Genomic DNA, 23,999 nt, shown 5'->3' on the forward strand with positions numbered 1-23,999 from the left:
GTCAGGCCGTGCGTGGGCGCATCGTCAGCCACAGCAACGCGCCACCGGCAAGGGTCAGCAGTGGCACCATCGCGACGTTGACCGCGGTCCAGCCATCAACAGGCGAGCCGCCCGAGCAGTTCATCAACCCGCCGGACGCGAGTGAGGCAAATGTTACGCCGCCGAATACCAACAGGTCGTTGAGGCCCTGCATCCGACCGCGCTCGCTCACGTCATGGCTATCGGCCAGCATCGTGGTCGCCCCGATAAAGCCAAAGTTCCACCCGATCCCCAGAAGGATCAGCGCGACAAAGAAATTACCCAGTTCGACGCCTTGCAAGGCGACAACCCCTGCAGCAGCCAGTATGGCCAGTCCAAGGGCCACGATTTTCTCTACGCCGAACCGCGCGATCAGCTGCCCGGTGAAAAAGCTGGGAATATACATGGCCAGAACGTGGCTGGTGACCACATCGGCGGCGTCGTTGGCGCTGAAACCGCAGCCGACAACCGCCAGAGGGGTCGAGGTCATCACCAGGTTCATCAGCGCATAGGACACCATCGCGCAGATAATGGCGACCGCGATGCGCGGGGTCTTCAGCATCTCAAGCCGCGACCGGCCTTTAGTTGCATCCGCCGCCGGTTTGGGCGGTGTGGGAATATCCAGAAAGAAGAACAGGACCGAGCCGATGGCGTTTACGGCGATGACGGCGAGATAAGTGCCCAAAAATGGGATCACATACGCGGTTGAGGTCATCTTGACGATCTGCGGCCCGATAATCGCTGCAGCCAGGCCACCTGCCATGACATAGGAAATCGCCTTTGGCCGGAACGCGTCTGACGCGGTATCAGCGGCGGCAAACCGGTAGAATCCGTGCGCGCTCATGTAGATGCCAGTCAACAGGCTGCCCAACAGAAACACCGGGAACGATCCTAAGAACAGGCCATAGGCCCCAACCAGACCTCCGCACGCCCCGGCGGTGGCACCAACCAGAAAGCCGGCCCTGCGGCCCCAGCGCTGCATGATGGCTGAAATCGGCGTCGCCGCCAGCATTGATCCCAGAACGATCAGCGAGATAGGCAGCGTCGCAAGGCAGGCATTGGTGGCCAGGGACTGACCGGCCAGCCCGCCGACGATGAAGATCATCGGCATCTGCGCCCCAAGCACGGCTTGGGCCGCAACCAGAACGGCGACGTTTCGTTTGGCCTGACGATCGTCTGGGGTGGCGGTGATCATTGTCATGGGGACATGCGTATCGGCGAAAACGATTGTGCACAAGCGGGTTGCATCTGCGGCAAAGCGGCCTAACGTGCCGGTACTTATTCTGGCCCGGAGGGCACATGTCCGTTGGACGGATCATCGAAACACCCGACTGCGTTGCAGAAGGGGCGACTTGGCTGGCCGAAACCTGCCCGCGTATGGCGTATGCGATGGATCAGACCGGGCCATTGCCGTTGCGCCGCCGCCCGGATGGGTTTGCGCAGCTGCTCAGCGCGATTGTCAGCCAGCAGGTGAGTGTCGCCTCGGCCAACGCGATCTGGAAAAGGTTGCAAGAGGCCAAGCTGACCGGCCCGCGCAAAATCATGTGGGCGACTGACGACGATTTGCGCGCAGTCGGGCTAAGCCGTCAAAAAATCCGTTATGCCCGCGCCTTGGCCGAGGCGCGCATTGATTACAAGGCGTTGCGCGTCGCTTCTAACGAAGACGTGGTTGCCATCCTGACCGAGGTGCCGGGTATTGGCGTCTGGACGGCCGAGATTTATGCGATGTTCTCGCTGGGCCGTGCCGACGTGATCGCACCCGGTGATTTGGCCCTGCAAGAGGCTGCGCGCATTCTCTATGACCTGCCGGAACGGCCGACTGACAAACAACTGCGCCAAATGGCGGAAGACTGGTCACCCTGGCGGTCGGTTGCGGCGCGGGTGCTGTGGGCCTATTACCGGGTTGCCAAAGAACGAGAAGGGATCAGATGACACGGGTTATGAATGCGCTCAGAAAAGAGCCGGTTTCGGGCGACACACGCTCGGTCGTGGTGTTCGTGCACGGCTATGGGGCCAATGGTGCCGATTTGCTGGGGCTGGCCGATCCGCTGGGCGAGCATTTGCCAGACACGCTGTTTGTCGCGCCGGATGCGCCTGAACAGATCCCCGGAATGCCGAACGGGTTTCAGTGGTTCCCGATCCCATGGATCGATGGTTCGTCCGAGGAAGAGGCGCGCCGCGGCATGGAAATGGCGGTCGAGGATTTCAACGCGTTCCTTGATGCCCTGATGGTCGATGAGGACGTGCTGCCGGAACAGGTCGTATTGTTCGGCTTTAGCCAGGGTACGATGATGAGCCTGCATGTCGCCCCGCGCCGCGAAGACCCGATTGCGGGGATCGTCGCCTTCTCGGGCCGTTTGTTGGAACCTGACCTGCTGCCAGACGAAACCGTAAGCCGCATGCCGGTTCTGCTGGTGCATGGCGATATGGACGACGTAGTGCCGCCGCAATCACTGCCCGAAGCGGCAGAAGCCTTGCAGGCGGCCAAGTTTGAGGAAGTCTATGCCCATGTCATGAAAGGCACCGGCCACGGGATAGCGCCGGACGGCCTGAGCGTCGCGCTGGCCTTTATGCGCGACAAGCTGAGCCTGTAGCGATGATCGCGGTCCGGCCCATGATGCCAGAGGATGTGGCAGTCGCCTGCCAGATCCTCAATGATATCATAGCGATCGGCGGGACGACCGCGTTTGAAACTCCGTTCTCGGAAGCGCTTTTTGCTCAGGCCTATCTGGATGGAGTAGATAAGATATGTTGCCACGTCGCCTTGGACGATCAGGGCGAAGTGGCCGGTTTTCAATGGCTGGGTACCCATGAGGACCTGCCCGAGGACTGCGCCGATATCGCCACGTTCACGCGACGTGCGCCGCTGCTGAAAGGGGCTGGGCGGGCGTTGTTTGCGGAAACCGCCACCCGGGCCGCGGCCCTTGGGTTTGGTGCGATCAATGCCACCATCCGGGCCGATAACAGAACGGGGCTAAGCTACTACGACAAGATGGGGTTTCGCGATTACTCGGTCGCGTACGGCGTCGCTTTGCGCGACGGGACGCCCGTCGACAGAATTTCCAAACGGTTCGAGTTGAAGAAGGGCAGATCATGCTGATTGTCACAGGTACAGTCGAAGTGTCGCCGGATGGCGTAGAAAAAGCCGTGGCAGCGGCGCAGCGTATGGTTGCGGAAACTGTGAAAGAACCCGGCTGTCTGATCTACGAGTTCAGCCAGATCCTTGGACACGCAAACCGGTTCCGCGTGTATGAAGAATGGCAGGACCAAGCTGCGCTCGAGGCGCATTTCACCGCGCCACATATGGCCGAGTTTCAAGCGGTTCTGGGTGAGGTGGGCGTCACCTCCAGCGAGATTTACCGCGTTGTGGGTGGTGAGAAACAGCCGCTGCGCTAAGGTATCAGGCCCATAAGTGACCTTCGGCAAACTCGACCGAATTTCCGGCGGGGTCGCGGATGTACAGTGATCGCGCGCCGTTTGGCCAATCGAACTCGGCTTCGACGGGTACGTTCCATTCGAGCAAGTGTTTGCGCATCTCTTCGATCTGCTCTCGCGACAGGGTCATACACACGTGTCCCGATCCGCGCGCGCCATGCGGCGGGACCGGCAGGTTCGGGTTTCCAGGCGGTTGCTCGGTTTCGTCGGCATTGAACAGCAACAGGACCGAGGCTCCGACCCGATAGAACACGTGCCGGTTTGCGACGCGCTGAATTTGTTCCAGAGCCAGGATGTCCCCATAAAACCGTTCGGCTGCGTCGAGGTCATCGACGTAAAGCGCGGCTTCCAGAATGCCCTCGGGCGGCGGTATGGTCCGGGTGACCTTCATGCCTTAACCCTATCACAATCAGGCGTTTTCGTCACCTGCGCGCGCGGCGATCCCGTTTGCGTTGCGGCGCGGAATTGAGTGCGGGTGCGGGGAGGCTGTCCCATTGGCCGGGTTCCAACCCATCCAGCGTCCAATCGCCGATCCGCGCCCGGATCAGGCGTAGCGTGGGATGACCAACCGCCGCAGTCATGCGACGTACCTGTCGATTGCGGCCTTCGCGCAGGGTCAGTTCGATCCAGCAATCCGGCACCGTCCGCCGCACTCTGATCGGAGGGTTACGCGGCCACAGCCCTTCGGGTTCGTCGATCAATCGGGCATTGGCGGGGCGGGTTTGCCCATCCTTCAACTCGACCCCGTCGCGCAATGCCCTGAGAGTGGCTGCGTCGGGCAGGCCTTCGACCTGCACCCAATAGGTTTTTGCCATCTTGTGCTTGGGGTCCGATATCTGCGCCTGAAGCTTCCCGTTGTCGGTCAACAGCATCAGCCCTTCGCTGTCGCGATCCAGCCGCCCCGCAGGGTACACACCGGGCAGATCGATGAAATCCGACAACGTGCTGCGCGGCGAATCCGCGTTTGCACGGTCGGTAAACTGCGGCAGTACGTCGAAGGGTTTGTTGAATCGAATGAACCAGCTCATGACCTCGCCATAGCCCGCAGGCCACATTGGCGCAACCTGTGGATAACTGTCACGTGGCTGTTACGGATTCGGATTACCCAATCCCCGAGATATTGTGGAAACTCAGGGCTTGTCAGAGTTTTAACACGATATATAGTTAGATTAAGGCCGGGGCGGGTGTTCCCCGCTCTGATGTCAAAAACGGGCAGAGCAGAGCGAGGAGCGATTCTGACATGGATGGAGACTTCAGGACCGAATTTGTCAGGGAACCCGGTGCGCTAAAGCATCATCCGGCATTGGTTTTGAACGCCGATTATCGCCCCTTGTCTTATTACCCACTGTCACTGTGGCCCTGGCAAGAAGCGATCAAGGCGGCCTGGCTGGATAGGGTGGATATTGTCGCCGAGTACGACGAGGTCGTACGAAGCCCGAGTACCGAGATCCGAATACCGTCGGTCGTTGTTCTCAAGGACTATGTAAAACCCAGAAAGCGCGTGGCCTTCACGCGCTTTAATTTATTTCTGAGGGATGAATTCCGCTGTCAGTACTGCGGAAGCCGTGGAGATCTGACTTTTGACCACGTCGTCCCCCGTGCGGCGGGTGGCGTGACCAGTTGGCAAAACGTGGTGGCCGCTTGCAGCCCCTGTAACCTCAAGAAGGGTTCAAAATCGCTGCGCCAGGCAGGGATGACCCTGCGAAAGCCTCCTCGTCAGCCCGATGCCGAAGCGTTGCGGAATATCGGCCGCAAGTTCCCGCCGAACCACCTGCACGACAGCTGGATCGACTTTCTGTATTGGGATGCAGAACTGGACGAGCTGTAACGGCTACTTGGCGCGGAATGCGGCCAGCCAGACCAGAACCAGCCCGGCTGAGATCAGGGCGTTCCATCCGGCCATGGACAGGCCGAACATCTCCCACGGAATCTCGTCGCAGCGGACCAGTGGCGCAGACATGATCTGGTCCATCAGTTCCTGAGTCGAAAGACCACCGATATCGCCCGAGGTGCAACTGCTGGGGCCTTCCCACCATTTCTGCTCGACCCCGGCGTGGAACAGGCCAATTCCGGCTGTGACCATGGCTGCCACTGCACCCAAAAGGGGCAGGGGACGAATACCGGGGAATGCAAAGGCCAGCACGCCAATCAGGACGGCCGCACCGTGGGGATAGCGTTGCCAAATGCACATTTTGCACGGGGCCATGCCACCCAGATGCTGAAAGCCCCACGCCCCAAGCAACATTGCAGCCGAGCCACCAGCGGCAATCAGGATCAGAAGCCTTTTTCGGGTCATAGGTACCTCACCGCCAAAAATCCGCCGAACAGCAGGATAACGAATAGGGTGAACATAAGCCCAAGGCGCTTTTCGATGAAGGCGCGAATGGGCTCGCCAAAGCCCCAAAGCAGGCCAGCGACGATAAAGAACCGAAGCGAACGCGCCAGAATCGAAGTGGCGATGAACGTGCCCAAGGGCATGCCCGTCCAGCCCGACATGATGGTGATAACCTTGTACGGGAAAGGCGTGATCCCAGCGCCCAGCACGGCCCAAAAGCCGAAGTCGTTGAACTTGGTGTTGAACTGCTCCATGGCCTGCGCTTTGCCCATAGATTCAAGAATCGGTTGGCCAATGCTCTCGTAAAAGAATGCACCGATTGCGTATCCCAGCAGCCCGCCCAGAACCGATGCGACCAGTGCAACCGAGGCGATCAGCCACGCGCGCGAGGGGCGCGCAATAATCATGGGAATCATCAGAACATCTGGCGGGATCGGAAAGAACGAGCTTTCGGCAAACGCCACAATGGCCAGTGCCCAAAGGGCATGCGGGTGTTCGGCCAGACGAATGGTCCAGTCATAGAGCGATCGCAACATCAGGTGCTAAAATCCCAGTCTCGTGTCGAGCCAGCCAAACCACGCGACCGAAGGGCCGTCAACAGGACGGAAGGAAAACAAACTAAATATCGGTTGTTTTTTGCCTCTGGACCTTCCTGAACTTGGACGCTAATCCAGTGTTTGTGGCCCAAGTGGCGGAATGGTAGACGCAGGGGATTCAAAATCCCCCGCCTTCACGGGCGTGAGAGTTCGAGTCTCTCCTTGGGCACCACCTTAAACCCTTTAGAACGTGCATCGGAATGTTTGGGGTTCGACCCTGCTCGCGGACATGTTTGGCATCAAATTTGCTGCGATGGTTCAGTGGTTTGATAACGGGTCGGTTTTCATAACTTTGAAAACACGCTGCTCTGGGTTGCAAGTCACATCTTGTCAGTCAGACCAACTTGCGCGCCGAGCGTCGCGAGATCGCCCCGAATGATCCAAGCCCGATACCCAACTTCAAAGACAGAGCAAGGCGCGCGCGCCCTGGCTGCGGAAACTGTCAAACGTGGTCCCAAAACAACCGGCACGCATACAACTGTGCGGGTCCAAAGTGTCTGGCAGATATCAACAAACATAAAGATACCTAAATTCGAATAGGGTCTTATAGTGGGCATTGTGTGGAGTGTTTTTTGAACGGTGATCGCTGATGGCCAAGGATACAATTGACCAATCTCACAGGTTCCCCGACGAGACGACGGCGGAGCAGTTAAGCGCGGCGCTGATAAACGCACCCGATCTGTTTCGCCTGATCGTAGACACGGATGGTTTAACAGCGGTTAATTTGCCCGACGGCTTCGTGGCCACCAAATTTGTGGTTGTAGATGGCGACTTGTTCCTGATTTCAGAAGATGGGGAAACCGTAGCGCTGATTTCAGGTGCCGAGACGAGCTATATCCTTCTTTCTGAGGGCTTTCCATTCAGCGCGACGCGGTTGCAGGATTCGATTGATGCGCTGGGGGATTGGGATCAGCTGGGCGATGTTCCCAGCCTGACACTGGACCAGATGACAAACCTGCGCGGTACAAGACCCGGTACCGGAGAGCAGGAGGAGGTGCGGGTTGGCGACCCTCTGATCGGTCTGGAATACAATCCGCTCTTGCCGCCAACCGAGTATCCACCTGAACTTCGTCGGGATGAACAATTCTTCGCGGGCGAAGTCTTCGACGATGGCGGCGTGCCGGAACCCGGTGACAACAGGATTTCCCTGTCCGGACTGCCGGTTGCGCGCGAAACCGACGCGCCGGTTGAGATGCGTCCCGCCTCGTTTCTGCAATTCGACATTGAACAAGCTGATCTGGGCGAGGCGATCACGCTTGTGACGCTGGAAATCAACGGATTGCCGGTGGGTACGAACTCGAACCTTGGCCAGATAACGGTCTCTGGCGGGGTGGCGACGCTGTCATTCTCTGGCTCCGAGGCAGATTTCAACGCACTGTCTCTGACGTATCCCACCGACTTTTCGACGCAAAGCCGCAACGACGCCGCGCCGGGTCCGTTGCAGGCAACGGTTTCGATCGAGACCAACTTTCTGGGCTCAAGCCAGTTCAGCTTTGAAATCGCGGTATTGGCCGAGGGCGACGCGGTCATCGACGATACGTCGCCGGACACGGTGCCCGACGAAACCGACGATCCGATCACCTTCAAACCGGCCGATCTGCTTGCACCTCAGGTGACTGACACAGACGGCTCTGAGGGCTATGAGACGCTTGAGTTGATCGTTACGGGTTTGCCGGGCGGATCGACGCTTGCCGGGTTGGGGATCGTTGTGCCCGCCGGGGCCACTGCGGTCATCGCGGCAGCAGCAGATGGGTCTGCGACGCTGTCGATTACGATGGATGTCACGCAGGTTGCTGATATCCAAAGCGCTTATGATTCCTTGCAGGTCACTGTGCCTGCGGATTTTTCGACCGACAACCGTTCGGACCTGACATCCGGAACACAGTTGCCGATCAGCCTGACACTGAATATCCAAACGGATGAGGACGTGTCGGCGGCAGTGGACGCGCCCAATGACGGGACCGTTACGGTCACGCGGGTCATCGATATCGGGTTCGAGGAAGATATCGACCTGTCCGGCCCGGCTCGTATCGACGCTGAGGAGGACGGCGGCAATCCGAACGCAAGCATCGGCGTTGACATTGATCTTGGGATAGAGATCACGGTTGACGATCAGGATGGCTCGGAAACCGAGGATCCGAATGACCCTGTTTTTGGCGCAATGGTCGAGGTTCGGTTCGACACATTGCCGCCGGGCACCACGGTCAATGGCGGTACATTGAACGGCAATGTCTGGACGGGTACCGTGCCCGAAGCCGAAGCATTGATCCTGTCGCTGCCGCCGGATTACTCGGGCCAGATCAACACGCAAGTCACGGTGACTACGCGCGAGGGCAGCGAGACCATAAACCAAGAGATCGTCGTCACACCGACCTCGGATGTCGAGATCATCGGGGACATTGTAACGCAGGAAACGGATGCGCCGCTGGACATCCGAATTTCGGATTTCGTCGATATACGTATCGACGACCCGGACGAAGAACTGGCGCAGTTCGAGTTGAGCATCAACGGCCTGCCCGCCGGCACGCGGTTGGTTGACGAAAACGGGGCAGACATCGGCACTTTCACCCCCGGTGCCGGATCAACCGTGGATCTGGTGCTGAACTACGATGTGGACAGTTCCGGTTTCGATCCCGCCGAAATACGGCTGATCTTTCCCACGGATTTCTCGACAGAAAGCCCGCCTACGACGCTGGTTGCGGACTTGACAGTAACCACGCGGGAAAACGGCGTGTTGACCACCCCGGTCTCTGACACGTTCGATATCGTCATTGGGGCCGAAGGGGACGTGTTCATCGACGACAGGAAGCCTGACACCATTCCCGATGAGACGGACTCTGCAACGCTGATCACCCCGTCCGACCTGCTGGAGCCAGTTGTGACAGATGCCGACGGCTCGGAAAGTCTGGAGAGTCTGACGCTTACGATCACCGGTCTTCCCGCGGGATCGACCGCAGCCTCGCTGGCGATCACGACCCCGCCTGGCGCAGTGCTGACCATTGCCGATGATCCTGCGACCGGTGCTGCGACACTGACCTTGACGATGAATTCGGCTTCGGTCGCGGATATTCTGGCGGCCTATGACGCGTTTGAACTGACCTTGCCGCAGGACTTTTCGACCGCGAACCGGGCCGACCTGACCAACGGTTCCAACACATTGCCCCTGACCTTTACGCTGGATGTACAAACGGATGAGGATCAGGACCCCAATACAGACACGGCTATGGACGGTACGGCGACTGCAACCCGCGTCGTCGATATCGATTTTGAACTGGACGCCGAGCTGGACGCGCCACTTTTGATCGAAGCCGAGGAAGATGGCGGCGTTCCAAACAGTTCCGTCGGCGTTGACGTAGACCTGCAGATCGACATCGACATCACCGATATCGACGGGTCCGAGACCGCGACACCCGGCACCCCGTTTTCAGCCAGCGTATCGATCACGTTTTTCGGCATGCCTGCGGGTACAACTTTCCCAACCGGCAATTTTGATACGACCACAGGCGTCTGGACTGGAACAGTTGCCGAGGCCGAAGCGCTGGTTCTGGGTCTGCCCGGTGACTACAACGGTACAATCGCCAGCTTTATCACCGTCACGACGCCCGAGGGTCAGGTAACCACGCCTCAGGTCATCGTGGTTGATCCAGTCTCGGACGTTACGATTGGTGGTGAGGTCGTCGCCACTGAAACGGACGCGCCGGTCGAGGTGCTGCTGTCTACTTTCATAGATGTCCAGATCCCTCCTGACGAAACCATCCAGACGCTGGAATTCTCGCTGGACAACCTGCCACCCGGCACTCAAGCCGTAGATGGGGCAGGGACCCCGGTTGGATCATTTTCCACCAACCCTGATGGGACAGAGAATTTTCTGTTCAATTATAACGGGACCGGGACGGACCCACGCGATGTGCGTCTGGTGTTCCCGACCGACTATTCGACCACAAGCCCGCTGGTGAACCTTGAGGCCTCGCTGGAGATCGTAACCGATCAGGGCACGACGACGGGTCAAATCCCCGTCACGGTCAATTTCGAAGGTGACGTCGAGGTCGACGACGCGACGGTAAATCTGGCCGAAACCGATGATGTCGTGCTTGTCACGCCCGCCGATTTCATACTGCCGAGAGCAACGGATATCGATCTGTCGGAATCGGTCGAGCAGGTGCTGGTCGTGTTCAACGCCCTGCCTGCGGGCACGCGCGTGTCGACGGATGGGGGCGCGACCTTCACGCCTGCGTCCCCGACTTTGAACTTTTCCGGCGATTTCGCAACATACCAGAACCTTGTAATCGAACTGCCAGCGGATTTCTCGACCCAAAACCCGGCTGCTGTGCTTGAAGCTCAGGTTGTTGGCATCACGAACGAAGGCGGGGTCGACGATGGTTTTCTGGTCATCAACCTGTCTGCTGAAGGCGATTTGGATCTGTCGGGACCCGGTGCGCTGGTCCTGAATGAAAACGACGCGCCTGGCGATACCGACGAAGACAACACGACCACCGCCCCGCTTGAGTTCCGATTGGCAGATGCCGTCACCGGGCAGGCAACGGATGCGGATGGTTCTGAGTCCATCGCAACGGTGGATGTGGTGGTGAACGGTCTGCCGCCCGGCACGCAGTATTCCATAAACAACGGGGTGACGTTTCTTGCGGCCACACCGGGCGGAGTATTGACCCTGACGGGCCTTAGCCTGCCTGACTACCAAAACCTTGTTATCCGGCTGCCCGACGATTTCTCGACCACAACTCCGATCACCGGAAGTGCGACCTTCACCACGGATGAGGCCTTGCTGGCCGGAGAAACGGATACCGGTCCAAATGACGGCGTCGAAACGGGTACTTTCACAGTCACCGTGAATTCCGAGCAGGATGTTGAAATCACCGCGCAGGACATCACGGTGATCGAAGATCTGGGCCAGCCAATCCCGTTGAACCTGGACGTTGATATCACGGATATTGACGGGTCCGAGTCCATCACCGCGCTGACGCTGGATTTCGCCAACTTGCCTACCGGGGATACGGTGCTAAGCGACGGTACGGTCCTGAATGCAGGCAACACGCAGTGGACCGGCACGGTGGCCGAACTGCAAACCCTCGCCGTTGTCAGCTTGCCGACGCATTATTCCGGTGTCATCGACATAACCGTGACCATCGACACGGACGAAGGCGACCCGACCGTCGCAACCGAAAGCTTCAAGCTGAATGTGACGCCGGTGGCCGAGCCGACGATCATTCTGTCGGTCGATGACAGCACGCCGAATGTGGATGAGCGTGGGCCAGACAATTTCATCGTCGACGAAGACAGCTCATTCCTGTTGTTGATCGATGCGGAAACACCAGATCGGGATGGGTCCGAAGCGCTGACCCAGATCGTGATCGAAAACGTCCCGCCGGGCTGGATTGCTGATACGGGTGGTGTGGTCGATCTGGCGTTGTTCGAACAGGGTGCAGCCCAGATCACATCGGCCAGCTTGTCGGGAACGACGCTGACGATCACGCTAACGCCCGGTGTAACGGATTTCGACGGAGCTGTTCGTGTCACGCCTCTGGCCAATGACGACAGGGACGTTGCAACAATCGTCGGCGGAGAACTGACTGCGACCGTCACATCGGTGGATCAGGCGGCGACACTGCCAACGGATACGCAGACGGCAACAGACAGCGTAGATGTGGACGTGGATGCGATTGTTGACGACCTGAACTTTGCGGCAGCAGACGTCACGGTCAACGAAAACGTCAATAACAGACGCCGGATCGATGTCGATATCTCGGGCACGGCCCTGGCAGACAATGACGGATCTGAAACCATCTCGTCGCTCAGCCTGACGATCAGCGTTGCGACCGCCAGCGACGTGTTTGACCCATCAGACACCAGCCAACTGGAATTGCGTGTCAGCGACTCGGCGCTGCGAGGGTTCGTCACGATCACGCAAACCGGCTCAACCGCTGACAGCGTCTCCTACAGCCTGACGCCAGCACCCGGTGCAACGCAGGCCCAGTTCACATCTGCCATCGAGTCGCTTGAGACGATCGTGCCTCAGCATTTCAGCGGCGTTCTGACGTTGAATGGAACGCTGGCGTGGAACGAAACCACAACCGGTGACGTCGAGGATGACACATCCGACAACTTCAACACCGGAACGTTCCAAATCACCCAAACCGTGAACCCAAGGGCCGAAGCTGATCTGACGGCCTCGGTCTTTGTGTTGACGGCGGCCGAAGTTGCATCCGGCAGCCCGACTGCAGTGTCGGCCAGCGTCGAGGATGGGTCTGTCAACGGGGCTGAGATTTTGACCCTGCTGGAAAGCACCGGTGATGGCTCGGGGCCCGGACAGGTCGCTTTGTTTGTGGGGCTGGATGCCTCGTCACCCGACACGGATGGCTCGGAAGCGTTGAGCACGTTGGTCATTGGCAACGTGCCCACCGACTGGATTGCCGATTTCCTGAATGGATCGGATGTTGATGCGGCAGCGTTCTTCACCTCTGACGGCACCGGCCCCCTGGCGCAGTCCGAGTTGGACAAGATTGACAGCGCGACATATGACGCTGCAACGGGCGCGCTGACGATCACATTTGTGCCTGATGTCACCAGCTTCGAAGGCTCAATTCAGCTTCAGCCGACACTCTATGAAGACTATGACATCGACCGCGAAAACAGCGATCCGTTCACGTCTGCTGGAGATTTTTTTGGTGATGACCTGACAATCACACTCACCACACAAGATGACAACACGGTCACGACGGATGATCAGGTATCGGATGCCACGTTTGATGTGGACGTCGATCCGGTCAACAATTTTGCGGTCATTTTAACGCTGCCCGAAGGCAACGAGGCCGTCATCGACGCGGCTGGAGGGGTCTGGGAAATCCCGTTCAATCCGATCATTCAGGATCAGGATGGCAGTGAGCAAGTTACAGCCGTTGTGCTCAGGCAGGTTCCAGATTTCATCACCATTTTCGTGCCTGACCCTGCCAATCCGGGTGGCCCCAAAATACCGGCCTTGCTGACCGAGGTGAACACGCCTCCGGGTTTCAACACTTGGAGTTTGGAAAACGGTGGCTGGCTGGAGGCGGAAGCACGAGGAATACCGCTGCATTTTGCCGGTCCCGTTTCTGTCAACGTAGAGGTAGTGACCACCGAAGCGGACGGCGGCGGTACGCGAGTGACGACTCTTCCAGAAACGCTGTTTATCGACCCAATTGTCGATGGTGGCGACCCGAGTGAGACAAACTCGACAAATGAAGATCAGGCTGTGTTCTTTCCGATCGACGGAAACTTGATCGACAACCCCACAAACTCTCCGGGATCGCCCGAGGCGATTTTGGATGTTGTGATCATCAGCAACATTGTCGCGGATTCCGGAGGGCGGGTTCCAAAGTTCTTCGATGGGCCGCCCAATGATCCGGCCTCGGTCGAATTGACGCCAGTGTTCACCGGCCCCCGCGGGTCTCTGGAACTGACGGTCGCTCAGGCGTCGAACCTTTGGGTCGTTCCGGGTCAGGATAGCAATGAAGACTTCGTTTTTGACGTGTCTCTGATCTATTTCGAAACGCTCGATCCGACGCAGGTTCAGGTCGCAACGGGAACCGCCACTTTGACCGTTAAAGGCATTGCCGACGATCCGATCATAACCGTTCAGGACGAGGCGTCCTTTCCGCAAAACCCAAACCTGATCGATCCTATTTTCAGGCCGGATGAAGTGGTCGACGGCGTGGAAAACTCGGACCGTATCTATGGCTATGCCGGTTTTGATACGGCGCCGTTCCTGCTTGATAAACGGCTGAGCATTTTCACCATCGACAGCGGTATCATTTCCCAGAACGAGGCCATCACATTCAGCCAGAATGTTACCCCTCTGAGCGGTGAAATGACCGAAATTCTTGTCCCCCAAGGGGCCGCCAATGCGGACTTTGACGGGTCCGAGACGATTTACTACATCATTACCGGTGTGGACCCGGCGACGGCCTTTACAAACGCAACGCCGATCGACTCGAGCGGGACAAGCTATCTGGTCACCGAGACCGAATTGCCGAACCTGGAATTTGTCCCGGCGGATGTAAGCCAGCCAACGTATTACGACATGACCTTTACCGCGATTGTGGTCGAGGATGATTATAACCCGCCCAACTTTGCAGGGTTGACCGCAGAACAGGTCATTGCAGCCATTGACGCTTTGCCCGGTGGGGCGGCGGTTTCGGAAGACTTTACAATCGTCGTTGTCCCGGACCCTGATGGTGGCGGCGGCAATCCCTGTACTCCGGAACAGGACTTGCCTCTGCCGGTTCTTGAATTGGTCGGCAGCGGTGATGAAGACACAGAAATCGCCTTCAAGATCAAGATCACACCAAATCCGCCTTTCTATGACAGTATCGACGACCTATCGAACCTGCCGAATGGTGTGACCGGAGACTTCGGGTTGGGCATAAACCTTCCTCCGGGCGCATCGCTGAGCAGCGACCCACCGGGGGCGGTGCTGTTTGATCCGGTTACAGGGCTGTATGCCATTGATCTGGCGCTGTTAGGCGTTGATCCCAACGATCCGACACAGACGGCCGGTTCGATCCTGTTTACGCCGCCTGAGCACCAGTCGAGCCCGGTTAACCCGTTCGACCCAAACGAAACATTTGGACCGGATGACCCGTACGACAACCTGACCCAGCTTGAATATTTCATGCTGCTCAACAACTTCACCTGCGGCACCACCGACAGCGCGACCAGTAATTTCAACATCACCATCAATCCGGTCGTCGATGGCCCGGACATTACGACGACCGGTGGCAACTCGGTTTTGGAAGATACGCCTTTCACTCCGGGTATCGAGATCAACGGGATCGACCCCGGTGAACGCCTGACCGGTGATATCATCATCGAAATCGACGGGGCGAACGGAGGTCAGTTGCTGGACGGCAGCGGTAATCCGATCCCCGGCACCCCGGTCGCGGGCGGCTTTATCGCTTACACCGTAACTCAGGCTCAATTGGCGACCGTTCAAATAACGGCCAGAGAACACTATAGCGGACCATTGGAGTATCGCGTTACAGCAACGACCGAGGATGTCGACGGTTCCACCCTGTCTGATACGATCACGCGGACAATCAACATCATCCCTGTCGCGGACACGCCCTTTTTCAACTTTGATCAGACACCGATCGACCCGGACACCGGCCAACCCTTTGTTGACACCAGCGGGCCGACACCGGTCATCACGATTATCGAAGACATTCCGTTTACGTTAAAAAGCGTGATTGACGCGGATTCACCGGATCAGGATGGGTCTGAGGAAGTCACTTTGGTGCTGTCCGGCGTGCCGGATTACCTTGAGGTAACGGGCCCCGCCAGCGGGTTTATCGACAATGGGGACGGCAGTTTCACGATCACTCCGGCGGCTTGGACACAGGTCCAAATCAAGCTGAAGGATGAACACGCCCGGACGCCGGACGCGCTGGACCCGACGCTGCCGTCTCAGATCCCTCTGACTTTGACGGTCAACACTTTGGAGCTTGCGAACTCGGACAGTGCTTCGGGTTCGGTCGACTTTGTGGTGCAGGTACGCCCGGATGCAGACGTGCCGACCTTACAGGCGGACATCATCCCGGGAACCGGACAGGAGGACGATGGTCTGAGCTACTCGCTGCAGATCGAAGGCACCACGCCAGATCCGCACGAAACCATGAGTTTTCAGATTACCGTTCCACCTGGCGGTAAGATCTTTCTTGCCGGTGTCGAGCAGACCCCGGTTGGTGGCGTCGTTACCTTGCCGGGTGAGTTTCTGGGGCAAAACGCAGGCGGCCAATATGTGTTCGTTCCCGACGGGACCGTGGTCAATTTTGTACCGCCTCCGGATTTTGCCGGGGACATCAGCCTTGATGTCGTGGCGGTAACGACAGATACGGCCGTCGGTGGAGGATTTTCGGATACTGAAACATCCGCACCTATCGCGCTGGACATCACGATCACGCCTACGCCTGACCTCATACTCACAGTGACCGATCCAGACGTTGTCCTGACCGAAACGGACGATGTCGTTAGCTATACGCCTGCGGGTGATTTTGACATTCAGGTCACGGATGTCGATGGGTCAGAGTTTGTCGATCAGGTGACGTATACGATCACAGGCGTCCCTGCGGGGACGACCTATCAGATCGGCGCTGGTGCTCCGATTGCCGTAACCGGGGATCTTGTCTTCACCGGCAGTCTGGCCGACTTCAATCAGTTGCAGGTGAACTTCCCCGCGGATTTCGCAACCAACGGAACCGCGTTGAACGGCTCGTTGCAGGTGACCACAAACGAAGGCGGCGATCAGACCAGTAATTTCACGATCGAGATCGATGGTGAATTGGACCTTACCGTTACGATTGATCCGATGCCGCAATCCGCCCCGCAAACCGGCAACCCCATTCAGGTAGACTTTGGCATCACTGCGACGGTCACGGATACTCAGACGACGCCATCAGAAACGCTGGAGCAGGTCCTGGTTCAGTTCACGGCACCTTTGCCTGCAGGAACAACCGTTTCGGCTGGCAGTTTGTCAGGGGACCGACAGACATTGACGCTGAGCAGAGGGGCCACTTCTCCGGCTGACTTCGCTCTGTTGGTCGCGGCACTGGCAATCACGCTTCCGGCGAGTTTTGCGGGGGCCGTGGAAGGGACTGTTACGGTTTCGACAAACCATGGTTCCGGCCCAAGCGATAGTTTCGCGATCGACGTCAATGATCAGCCTGCGGTGTCGGGCCCGGTCAGCGTGACCTCAACGGATCCGGTTTTCTTTATCGATTTTGCGACTTTGCTGGCCAATGCCAGCGATCCGGATCAACCATTGAGCGTTGCGAATATCGCAACGACCGACCCTGACGTCGCGATCGACGTACAGGCAGCAGGTGTTCAGATCACGGTACCTAACGCTTATGTTGGAACGCCGGTTCTGACTTATGATGTCGTTGATAGCGGTGCGGTTCCTGCCAGTACAAGTACACAGGCCGATTTGGACATCGACACCCTGCAAATGGAATCCACAGGCACGACAATCACCGATCCCGGCGGTGCCACGCGCGATCTTTTGGATGATGTGACCGGCGCAGCAGGGGGGAACGACATTGCCAAGGGGACAAGTGGGAATGACGGTGTGGTTCTGTCCGCGACCTCGCCCTATGCCGAGATCGAGGGGTTCAGCCTGCTGGACGGAAACGACTTCATCAACCTGTCCGCATCTGCCCAAGGTTACAGCGTCGATCTTGGCGCAGGAGATGACTGGGCGATTGGTAGCTCTGGCAACGACACGATAACCGGAGGAGAAGGGTCGGACACGCTGGAAGGCGGAACCGGTTCGGACATCTTCGTAATGACTGACCTGACCACGTCTGATGTGATCACGGATTATGAGGGGCCGGGGGCGGGCGATCAGATCGATCTGACCGCGCTTGTCAGCGTTGATCCGATCAATCTGGGAACCGAGGTCACCTATGACAATACGACCGGTGAATTGGATGTCTCGGGGGCGTTGGCTGTGACGGTGAACGCAGCAGGCGGAGGTTTTGGAAATCAGGTCGAAGTGATTTTTAACGATGCCAGCGGCGCGCAGCAGACTGCGGTGATCTGAACCGGATCACCGCTCGCGCATGGCCTCGAACCGGGCCTTTCGGAAAGGTTTGAGGAGATAGTCCAAAACTGTACGCTCTCCGGTCAGAATATCGACCGAGGCAACCATGCCGGGGCGGATTTCCAGACGCAGATCGCCCTTTTCCAAAGCGTTGCTTTGCGTTTCGACGACCAGTGGGAAGTAAACCTCACCCGTGGCCTCGTCCTGTTCGGCATCAACGCCAACGCGGGTGACCTGACCGTCAAGTGAGCCGTAAACGGTGAAATCAAAGGACGTCAGCTTCACGCTGGCGGGCAGGCCGGGGCGGATAAAGGCCACATCTTCGGGCTTGGCCCGCGCTTCGATCAGCAGGGTGTCATCTGCAGGGACGATGCGCAAAACCTCTTCGCCCGGCGCGATCACAGCGCCAATGGTGTAGACGTTCAGGGTCGAGACTATGCCGTCCACCGGCGCGCGCAAAGCTGCCCGGTTCACAACATCGGTTGCGCTTTTGATGCTTTCTTCGATGACACTGAGTTGGTTGAGCGTATCGGACCGTTCGATGTTGATCTCGGCCCGGCGCTGCAATTCGGCCTCGGTCACACGGGCTTCGGCCTCGGTCAGGGCCGCTCGGGCCTGTTCGCGTTGCCCGTTCAGCGCGTCGCGCTCTTGTCGTTTGGCGCTGCGTTCGCGTTCGACCGGCAAGATCTGGGCGCGGGGGACGATGCCGCTGTCGGTTTTGATCTGGATCTCCTCGTCCAGCAGGGCAAGGTTTTCGGCCACGCGATCCAGCGCCGCGTCCAGTTCCGCAATCTCTTGCACGCGTTGTTGGACCTGCGCATCCAGAACAGCGCTTTGCCCCACATAAGAGGCGGTTCGGCTATCAAACAGCGCGCTTTCCCGTACGGCCAGCGAACTGTCCGGGTCGATACCCGCCGAGGAAAAGTCAGGCGTTTGAGCTCCGGCCAACTCGGCCTCAAGGCGCAAGGCACGCGCGCGCAGGGCCAGTTGTTGCGCGCGCAACTCGCCCAGACTGGCGGCTGAACTGGTATCGTCCAGCCGTACCAGGATTTCTTCGGCTGTGACTGCATCGCCCTCGCGCACCAGGATTTCGCGGACGATCCCGCCTTCAAGGCTTTCAACAACGCGGGCCTGACCCGATGGGACAACGCGACCTGTGGCGCGGGCCAATTCCTCGATCCGCGCCAACGAAGCCCACAAAAGTGCGCAGCCGACGATCAGCAAAAGGCCAAGAAGAACAGCAAAGACCCAACCCGAGGATCGCCGGACGCTTGCCGCCTCGCGACCTTGCGCGAAATCGACCAGTTCCCAATCACGATTGCTCACTGCGAACCCTCGTGTTGTTCTCTGCCAGTTGTTTCAGGATCACATCCTTTGGCCCCTTGGCCGTGACCTCGCCGTTGTCCAGCACGATCAAGGTGTCGACCAGCGCCAACAAGGAACTGCGGTGTGTCGAGACGATCAGGCTCATGGGCCAGTGGTCCAAAATGCGCGCCAGATTCTGCACGAACAGTTTTTCGGTCTGTGTGTCCATGGAAGAGGTCGGCTCATCCAAAATCAGCACCCTTGGGCGAGGGAGCAAAGCACGTGCCAAAGCGACCAACTGGCGTTGTCCGCCTGACAGGTTGCGGCCCCGTTCGGTGATGGGCATGCCAAATCCCTGCGGGTGTGAGGCGGCGATGCGATCCACGCCTGCCAGTCGTGCCACGCGCAGGACGTCGGCATTGGTCGCGTGGGGCACGCCGAAGGCAATGTTCTCAGCCAGCGTTCCCGAGAACAGAACCGCTTCTTGCGGAACAAGCTGGATGTCTTTCCGCAGTTGCGCAGGCGCAATCTGGGCCATGTTCAGCCCGTCCAACAAAACCATGCCCTCGGATGGCGCGTACAGGCCTGAAAGAACGCGAACCAGACTGGTCTTTCCTGCACCGACCGGGCCGATCACCCCGATCCGCGCCATTGGCTTGGTGGTGAGCGATACCTCTTTCAGCGCAGGAACCTTGGTGCCGGGGTATTTCAGAGAAACGGCCTTCAGCTCAAATCGTCCCTCTTCGGCCGGCGCATTCACTGTCGCGCCCGAGACGCCCTTGTCCGAAGGTTGTGACATCAACGCGTTCAGTCCGCGTAACGTTGAAAATGCAAAGCTCGCGCGGACGAACAGCCCGGCCAAAGCGGCCGTAGGCGCCATGGCTCTGCCGGACAGGATCATCGCCGCGATCACGGCGCCCATCGTCAGATTGCCTTCCAGCGCCAGATAAACCCCAATGACCACGATCCCGATCGAGGAGAGCTGTTGCGCAAATCCGGTCACGGTTGTTGCAAGCGTGGCCAAGCGGCGGCTGCGTTCCTGTGTCGTTGCGGATTCTGACACCATCCGCTCCCACCGTGTTTGCATCCGGCTTTGGCCAGACACGGCCTTGAGCGTCTCAAGGTCAGTCACAGCCTCGACCGCGACGGCATTTTTGACGCCTGTCATCTGCCGATCAGAATTGGACGCCTGGCGCAGCGGGATCATGATCAGCAGGCCCATCACCAGAACGAAAACCAATGCAATCGCCGGAGGCCAGGCCAGAGGGCCGCCGATATAGGCAATGACGCCGATGAACAGAAAGGCAAAGACCAGATCGGTCAGTGACGCCAGTGTTTGGGACGAGAAGAAATCGCGAACCTGCTCATAGTCCTTGAGGTTGTTTATCAGGCCCCCTGCAGGCTGCGCCTGACTGTCCAGTCGCAAGTCCGAGATATGCCTGAAAATCTCGGCGGAAACAGCCAGATCGACACGCCGCGCGACCTTGTCGACAACCCGCGCGCGCACCCATTTCAGGATCGCATCCACGAACAGGGCCAAACCCACACCAGCGACCAGCGACCAGAGCGTGATCACCGCCGCGTTCGGAAATACGCGATCATATACGTTCATGGTGAACAGCGGCATCGCCAGGGCCAGCACGTTGATCATGGCCGAGGCCATGATGACCTGCATGTAGTCGCCCCAGAACCGGTTCACCACGCTCCAATACCAGTGGCGCGGCGTGTCTGATGGCGTATCGCTGACAGCAGATGCAGCCTCTGTCTGCAACAACAAGGCGTGTCCGGCATAGGTTTCCGAAAGCTCTGCAAGCGGCAGAGTCAGCGTATCATCCGAGCGCGATGGCCAGACTACCGTTGCTGAATCGTGGTCCTTTTTGACCAGCACACAGGCCTCGCGCCCAGACAGAAACAGAACAGCGGGCAAGACGGATGTGGGGATGTCGTTCAGCTTGCGGCGCGTCAGATGCGCGCGATACCCGTGGGCCTCAACCGCTTTGATGGCCTGATCGGGGCTCAGGGTGCCATGGGCATCCAACGGGTGGCCGGCTGTCAGAACCTCGACCCCGATATCCCGACCACGCAGATGCATGCAGGCGGCCACGGCACTGGCTAACGGGTCTTTAGGAGGTTGTTTGAACTGCCAATCCGACTTGCCGGAGGCAGCAGTTTTTTCGCCCGAGACGACGCGCGGCGAGATGCTGAGCCGGGTTGCTTGTTTTGGCGTGTCGTCGGTGGTGATCTGATTTTCTCCGTTTGCGAGGAGTTGTTTAATCCAGCGACTTCCGCCAGTCCTTGAAGGCCCTCGCGTCCAGTCTCTGTTCATCGCCTTTCGGACGAAGCGGTTGCACGTTCAACTCGTCCCTTGCATAGACGTTCGAGTCCTCTGGCGGCTCAATATTCAGGGATTTCAGCAGCACACCGATCGAGGCCAGTATGCGGTACCTGACATAGTTTTCGGCGGATTTTGCGTTCACCAGGTTGGCCTCGGCCTGAAACAGTGCGTTCTGGGTGTTCAGGACATCCAAAAGCGAGCGCTGCCCGACAGTGAATTCCTGTTCATACGTATCCCGCAGCTTTTGCGCGATCTGAACCTGTGCCGTGATGGTCTTCGTGCGCCGTTGGGCCGAGCGATAGATCGAATAGCTTTGGCGCACTTCGTTTTCGACACGCCGCGTCTGGGCTAGCAACCGCGCCCGGCTTTCGCTCACACGGCGTACTTCTTCCTGGCGCGCGGCCCGCTTGGATGTGCCCTGGAACTGATAGCGTAGGACCAGCCCGATGCGGGCATCGGCAACGTCGCCTTCGTAACCGCCCACATCTTCGCCGACGCGCCCGTCCGCCTCAAGGAATAGTTTGGGAAATGCATTGGCATCTGTGCGCCGCGACAGCGCCTCGGCCGAGCCGACATCGGCTTGCAGGAACCGAATGGTCGGATTGGTTCGTCGCGCAATTTGCAGCGCCGCATCCAGATCAGAAGGCAGGGCGCGGCGAATATCGGGCACGGTAGACAGGCCTTCCGCCTCGACCCCGACAACCACAATGAACAGGTTACTGATGTCTTCCAGATCAAGTTCGAACGAGATGATCGTATCTTCGGCCAGGATCAGGCGTTCCTCGGCCTGTTGCAGATCACCAATGCCAACCACACCGCTGTCAAAGGCGCGCTGGATGCGTTTCAGGACCTCGACGTGATAGTCCCGGTTTTCACGTGCCAGTTGCACCAAAGACTGGGCGCGCAGAACATCAGCGTAAAGACGCACCGCTTCGAGGGACAAAACCTCGGACCGCTCCAGAACCCGCAGGGCGGCGGCGTCGATCCGGTAGGCCTGCCGCTCGATTTCGGATCGCGTTTCTTTGCCGTCAAACAAAAGCTGCGACATCCGAATGCCCAGTTCGTACCCGCCGATCCAGCTTTGCGCCGAGGACAGGTCGGGCGTGGTATTGCCGTCGTTTATGCTGCCACCCGCAAAGGCGTCGATCTCGAACCGAGGTGCCCAAAAGCTGCGCGCCTGCTGCAGTTCGAACTCGATGGCTTGTTTGTTGGCTTCCGCCGCGGTGATTTCGGGGTTTGTTTCAAGCACAAACAGGATTGCATCTTCCAGCGTCAGCGCTTCGATGGATTTGGACTGAACTGCCAGCGACAGACACCCAATGACACAAGCCCTCAACAACTGGCGCATCCACGACCTCGAATATTCAAGTTAACGTATCTTGATTTTTATCTTATTGCATTTCCTCAGTTTTGCCAGCGCCCGTCAAGTGCGGAGCTTCGGACTTGCCTAGTTCCGCACCAGTTGTCATTGTTGCTGTATCGTTTTGTGTGAGGCTCAGATGAGACAGTGCATTCAAGTCGTACGGAGTTTTCTGTTTCTGGCCTGTGTGATATTGCCCGTCTCGGTCGCGGCTGAGGTCTTTGGCACTGTCAATTTCAACTTTGACTCGGACCAGTTGGATGCGCAGGGCAAGCAACAGGTCGAAGAGATCGCGCAGCGCCTGAAATCCGTGAACAGCTATAAACCAACTGTTGTCGTTGGATACACGGATGCCGTTGGTTCGACAGGCTACAACCAGGATTTGGGATTAAGGCGGGCCAACACAGTGGCACGCGCTTTGGTGGCTGCAGGTGTCTCGGTCGACGAGATTGGCAATATTTCCAGCCGTGGAAAAACCGACTTGCTGATCGCGGTGACCACCGCGGATCGTCGCAACCGTCGGGTGACTGTCGGCTTGGCTGAAATACTCGCGGCGTGTCGAAGCTATCGTGAGGTTCAGATTCCCGACACCGCGGCTGGTGACGAGCTGCAGGCCGACGTTTTGCAACGTTTAAACACGGCCACTTCACAGCGCGCACAGCTTCAGAACTCGGGGCGAAACGGTCCAGCGTTCCAGATGGCCGGTGCAGCCAGAGAGGATTGTGGGAAAGCTGCGGGGCTGGATGCTGGATCGATCAGGAAAATTGAGTATTCAAAGCGGTGTTTCTGCAGCTTCGCGCGTCTGGAAGCGGCCCTTCAGTAGTGCGTTCTTAGAAGCAACGGCGATTGGCGTTGTTCACGAAGTACCGACTGGTCACTAGAGGCAGTGCGGTGGGTTCCCTGATTTAGCACTTCCGCTAAGGCTGAAGCAAAAGCCAGACGCAAATGATACCCCAGCGTTATTGGTGAGGCTCAGGGGTCAGGTCGCAGCGCGAGCCAGACCAGAAATCCGACATAGGCGAAAA

Annotated in this window: 15 protein-coding genes and 1 tRNA gene; 8 read left to right on the forward strand and 8 right to left on the reverse strand. The window is 58.4% G+C overall.

Going from position 1 to position 23,999, the window contains the following annotated elements; genetic code table 11:
- Window position 1: 1 nt before the first annotated feature.
- Window positions 2–1,219 carry an MFS transporter gene (locus J7416_RS03975; protein ID WP_209223272.1) on the reverse strand — a complete coding sequence of 406 codons (1,218 nt, stop codon included), beginning with the start codon at window positions 1,217–1,219 and terminating at the stop codon, window positions 2–4.
- A gap of 98 nt (window positions 1,220–1,317) precedes the next feature.
- On the opposite strand from J7416_RS03975, the gene J7416_RS03980 reads away from it, so the two are divergent.
- Genes J7416_RS03980 through J7416_RS03995 form a run of 4 tightly spaced genes read left to right on the forward strand, consistent with a single transcriptional unit; the run spans window position 1,318 to window position 3,414 of the window.
- Window positions 1,318–1,950 (forward strand): DNA-3-methyladenine glycosylase 2 family protein, encoded by a 633-nt coding sequence (locus tag J7416_RS03980; protein WP_209223274.1) that lies wholly within the window; start codon window positions 1,318–1,320, stop codon window positions 1,948–1,950.
- On the forward strand, window positions 1,947–2,612 hold the full coding sequence (locus J7416_RS03985; protein WP_209223276.1) for an alpha/beta fold hydrolase: 666 nt from the start codon (window positions 1,947–1,949) through the stop codon (window positions 2,610–2,612). Before J7416_RS03980 ends, J7416_RS03985 begins: the two co-directional genes overlap by 4 nt.
- A 2-nt stretch (window positions 2,613–2,614) precedes the next feature.
- Complete coding sequence (locus tag J7416_RS03990; protein ID WP_209223278.1) at window positions 2,615–3,118, forward strand: GNAT family N-acetyltransferase; 504 nt, start codon at window positions 2,615–2,617, stop codon at window positions 3,116–3,118.
- Window positions 3,112–3,414, forward strand: a complete 303-nt coding sequence (locus J7416_RS03995) for a putative quinol monooxygenase (protein ID WP_209223280.1) — start codon at window positions 3,112–3,114, stop codon at window positions 3,412–3,414. Before J7416_RS03990 ends, J7416_RS03995 begins: the two co-directional genes overlap by 7 nt.
- Before the next feature lie 4 nt (window positions 3,415–3,418).
- Here the strand turns inward: J7416_RS03995 and J7416_RS04000 are convergent, their stop codons facing one another.
- Both J7416_RS04000 and J7416_RS04005 read right to left on the reverse strand, forming a co-directional pair.
- Entirely contained in the window at window positions 3,419–3,844 is a 426-nt protein-coding gene (locus tag J7416_RS04000) for a VOC family protein (protein ID WP_209223282.1), read from the reverse strand.
- A gap of 31 nt (window positions 3,845–3,875) precedes the next feature.
- Window positions 3,876–4,481, reverse strand: coding sequence for a pseudouridine synthase (locus tag J7416_RS04005; protein ID WP_209223284.1), 606 nt, complete (start codon window positions 4,479–4,481; stop codon window positions 3,876–3,878).
- A gap of 212 nt (window positions 4,482–4,693) precedes the next feature.
- Between J7416_RS04005 and J7416_RS04010 the strand changes: the two genes are divergently transcribed.
- A complete protein-coding gene (locus tag J7416_RS04010; RefSeq protein WP_170424606.1) occupies window positions 4,694–5,281 on the forward strand; it encodes an HNH endonuclease in 588 nt (195 codons plus the stop codon).
- A 3-nt stretch (window positions 5,282–5,284) separates the two neighbouring features.
- Here J7416_RS04010 and J7416_RS04015 read toward each other — a convergent pair whose 3' ends face one another.
- Together J7416_RS04015 and J7416_RS04020 are read right to left on the reverse strand one after the other, a co-directional pair.
- Window positions 5,285–5,749 carry a disulfide bond formation protein B gene (locus tag J7416_RS04015; protein ID WP_209223286.1) on the reverse strand — a complete coding sequence of 155 codons (465 nt, stop codon included), beginning with the start codon at window positions 5,747–5,749 and terminating at the stop codon, window positions 5,285–5,287.
- On the reverse strand, window positions 5,746–6,324 hold the full coding sequence (locus J7416_RS04020; protein ID WP_209223288.1) for a YqaA family protein: 579 nt from the start codon (window positions 6,322–6,324) through the stop codon (window positions 5,746–5,748). The genes J7416_RS04015 and J7416_RS04020 overlap by 4 nt, the downstream gene beginning before the upstream one ends.
- A 146-nt stretch (window positions 6,325–6,470) precedes the next feature.
- Here J7416_RS04020 and J7416_RS04025 point away from each other — a divergent pair.
- Window positions 6,471–6,556: transfer RNA gene (locus J7416_RS04025), tRNA-Leu, on the forward strand.
- A 417-nt stretch (window positions 6,557–6,973) separates the two neighbouring features.
- Window positions 6,974–17,974 carry a hypothetical protein gene (locus tag J7416_RS04030; protein WP_209223290.1) on the forward strand — a complete coding sequence of 3,667 codons (11,001 nt, stop codon included), beginning with the start codon at window positions 6,974–6,976 and terminating at the stop codon, window positions 17,972–17,974.
- A 6-nt stretch (window positions 17,975–17,980) separates the two neighbouring features.
- Here J7416_RS04030 and J7416_RS04035 read toward each other — a convergent pair whose 3' ends face one another.
- Genes J7416_RS04035 through J7416_RS04045 form a run of 3 tightly spaced genes read right to left on the reverse strand, consistent with a single transcriptional unit; the run spans window position 17,981 to window position 22,962 of the window.
- Window positions 17,981–19,300 carry an HlyD family type I secretion periplasmic adaptor subunit gene (locus tag J7416_RS04035; RefSeq protein ID WP_209223292.1) on the reverse strand — a complete coding sequence of 440 codons (1,320 nt, stop codon included), beginning with the start codon at window positions 19,298–19,300 and terminating at the stop codon, window positions 17,981–17,983.
- A complete protein-coding gene (locus J7416_RS04040) occupies window positions 19,287–21,605 on the reverse strand; it encodes a type I secretion system permease/ATPase (protein ID WP_209223294.1) in 2,319 nt (772 codons plus the stop codon). The genes J7416_RS04035 and J7416_RS04040 overlap by 14 nt, the downstream gene beginning before the upstream one ends.
- Window positions 21,550–22,962, reverse strand: a complete 1,413-nt coding sequence (locus J7416_RS04045; protein ID WP_209223296.1) for a TolC family outer membrane protein — start codon at window positions 22,960–22,962, stop codon at window positions 21,550–21,552. Before J7416_RS04045 ends, J7416_RS04040 begins: the two co-directional genes overlap by 56 nt.
- Window positions 22,963–23,113: 151 nt before the next feature.
- Here J7416_RS04045 and J7416_RS04050 point away from each other — a divergent pair, with 151 nt between their 5' ends.
- The gene (locus tag J7416_RS04050) at window positions 23,114–23,797 is read left to right on the forward strand and encodes an OmpA family protein (protein WP_209223298.1); all 684 of its coding nucleotides are present in this window, start codon (window positions 23,114–23,116) and stop codon (window positions 23,795–23,797) included.
- Window positions 23,798–23,999: the final 202 nt, after the last annotated feature.

The organism is Ruegeria sp. R14_0, from assembly GCF_017743975.1.
Classification (GTDB): domain Bacteria; phylum Pseudomonadota; class Alphaproteobacteria; order Rhodobacterales; family Rhodobacteraceae; genus Ruegeria.

Coding starts and splice junctions, on each gene's coding strand:
- J7416_RS03990 (WP_209223278.1), top strand. CDS start 2,615: ATGATCGCGGTCCGGCCCATGATGCCAGAGGATGTGGCAGTCGCCTGC.
- J7416_RS04040 (WP_209223294.1), bottom strand. CDS start 21,605: ATGAACAGAGACTGGACGCGAGGGCCTTCAAGGACTGGCGGAAGTCGC.
- J7416_RS04045 (WP_209223296.1), bottom strand. CDS start 22,962: ATGCGCCAGTTGTTGAGGGCTTGTGTCATTGGGTGTCTGTCGCTGGCA.
- J7416_RS04000 (WP_209223282.1), bottom strand. CDS start 3,844: ATGAAGGTCACCCGGACCATACCGCCGCCCGAGGGCATTCTGGAAGCC.
- J7416_RS04020 (WP_209223288.1), bottom strand. CDS start 6,324: ATGTTGCGATCGCTCTATGACTGGACCATTCGTCTGGCCGAACACCCG.
- J7416_RS03995 (WP_209223280.1), top strand. CDS start 3,112: ATGCTGATTGTCACAGGTACAGTCGAAGTGTCGCCGGATGGCGTAGAA.
- J7416_RS04015 (WP_209223286.1), bottom strand. CDS start 5,749: ATGACCCGAAAAAGGCTTCTGATCCTGATTGCCGCTGGTGGCTCGGCT.
- J7416_RS04005 (WP_209223284.1), bottom strand. CDS start 4,481: ATGAGCTGGTTCATTCGATTCAACAAACCCTTCGACGTACTGCCGCAG.
- J7416_RS03980 (WP_209223274.1), top strand. CDS start 1,318: ATGTCCGTTGGACGGATCATCGAAACACCCGACTGCGTTGCAGAAGGG.
- J7416_RS03975 (WP_209223272.1), bottom strand. CDS start 1,219: ATGACAATGATCACCGCCACCCCAGACGATCGTCAGGCCAAACGAAAC.
- J7416_RS04030 (WP_209223290.1), top strand. CDS start 6,974: ATGGCCAAGGATACAATTGACCAATCTCACAGGTTCCCCGACGAGACG.
- J7416_RS04050 (WP_209223298.1), top strand. CDS start 23,114: ATGAGACAGTGCATTCAAGTCGTACGGAGTTTTCTGTTTCTGGCCTGT.
- J7416_RS03985 (WP_209223276.1), top strand. CDS start 1,947: ATGACACGGGTTATGAATGCGCTCAGAAAAGAGCCGGTTTCGGGCGAC.
- J7416_RS04010 (WP_170424606.1), top strand. CDS start 4,694: ATGGATGGAGACTTCAGGACCGAATTTGTCAGGGAACCCGGTGCGCTA.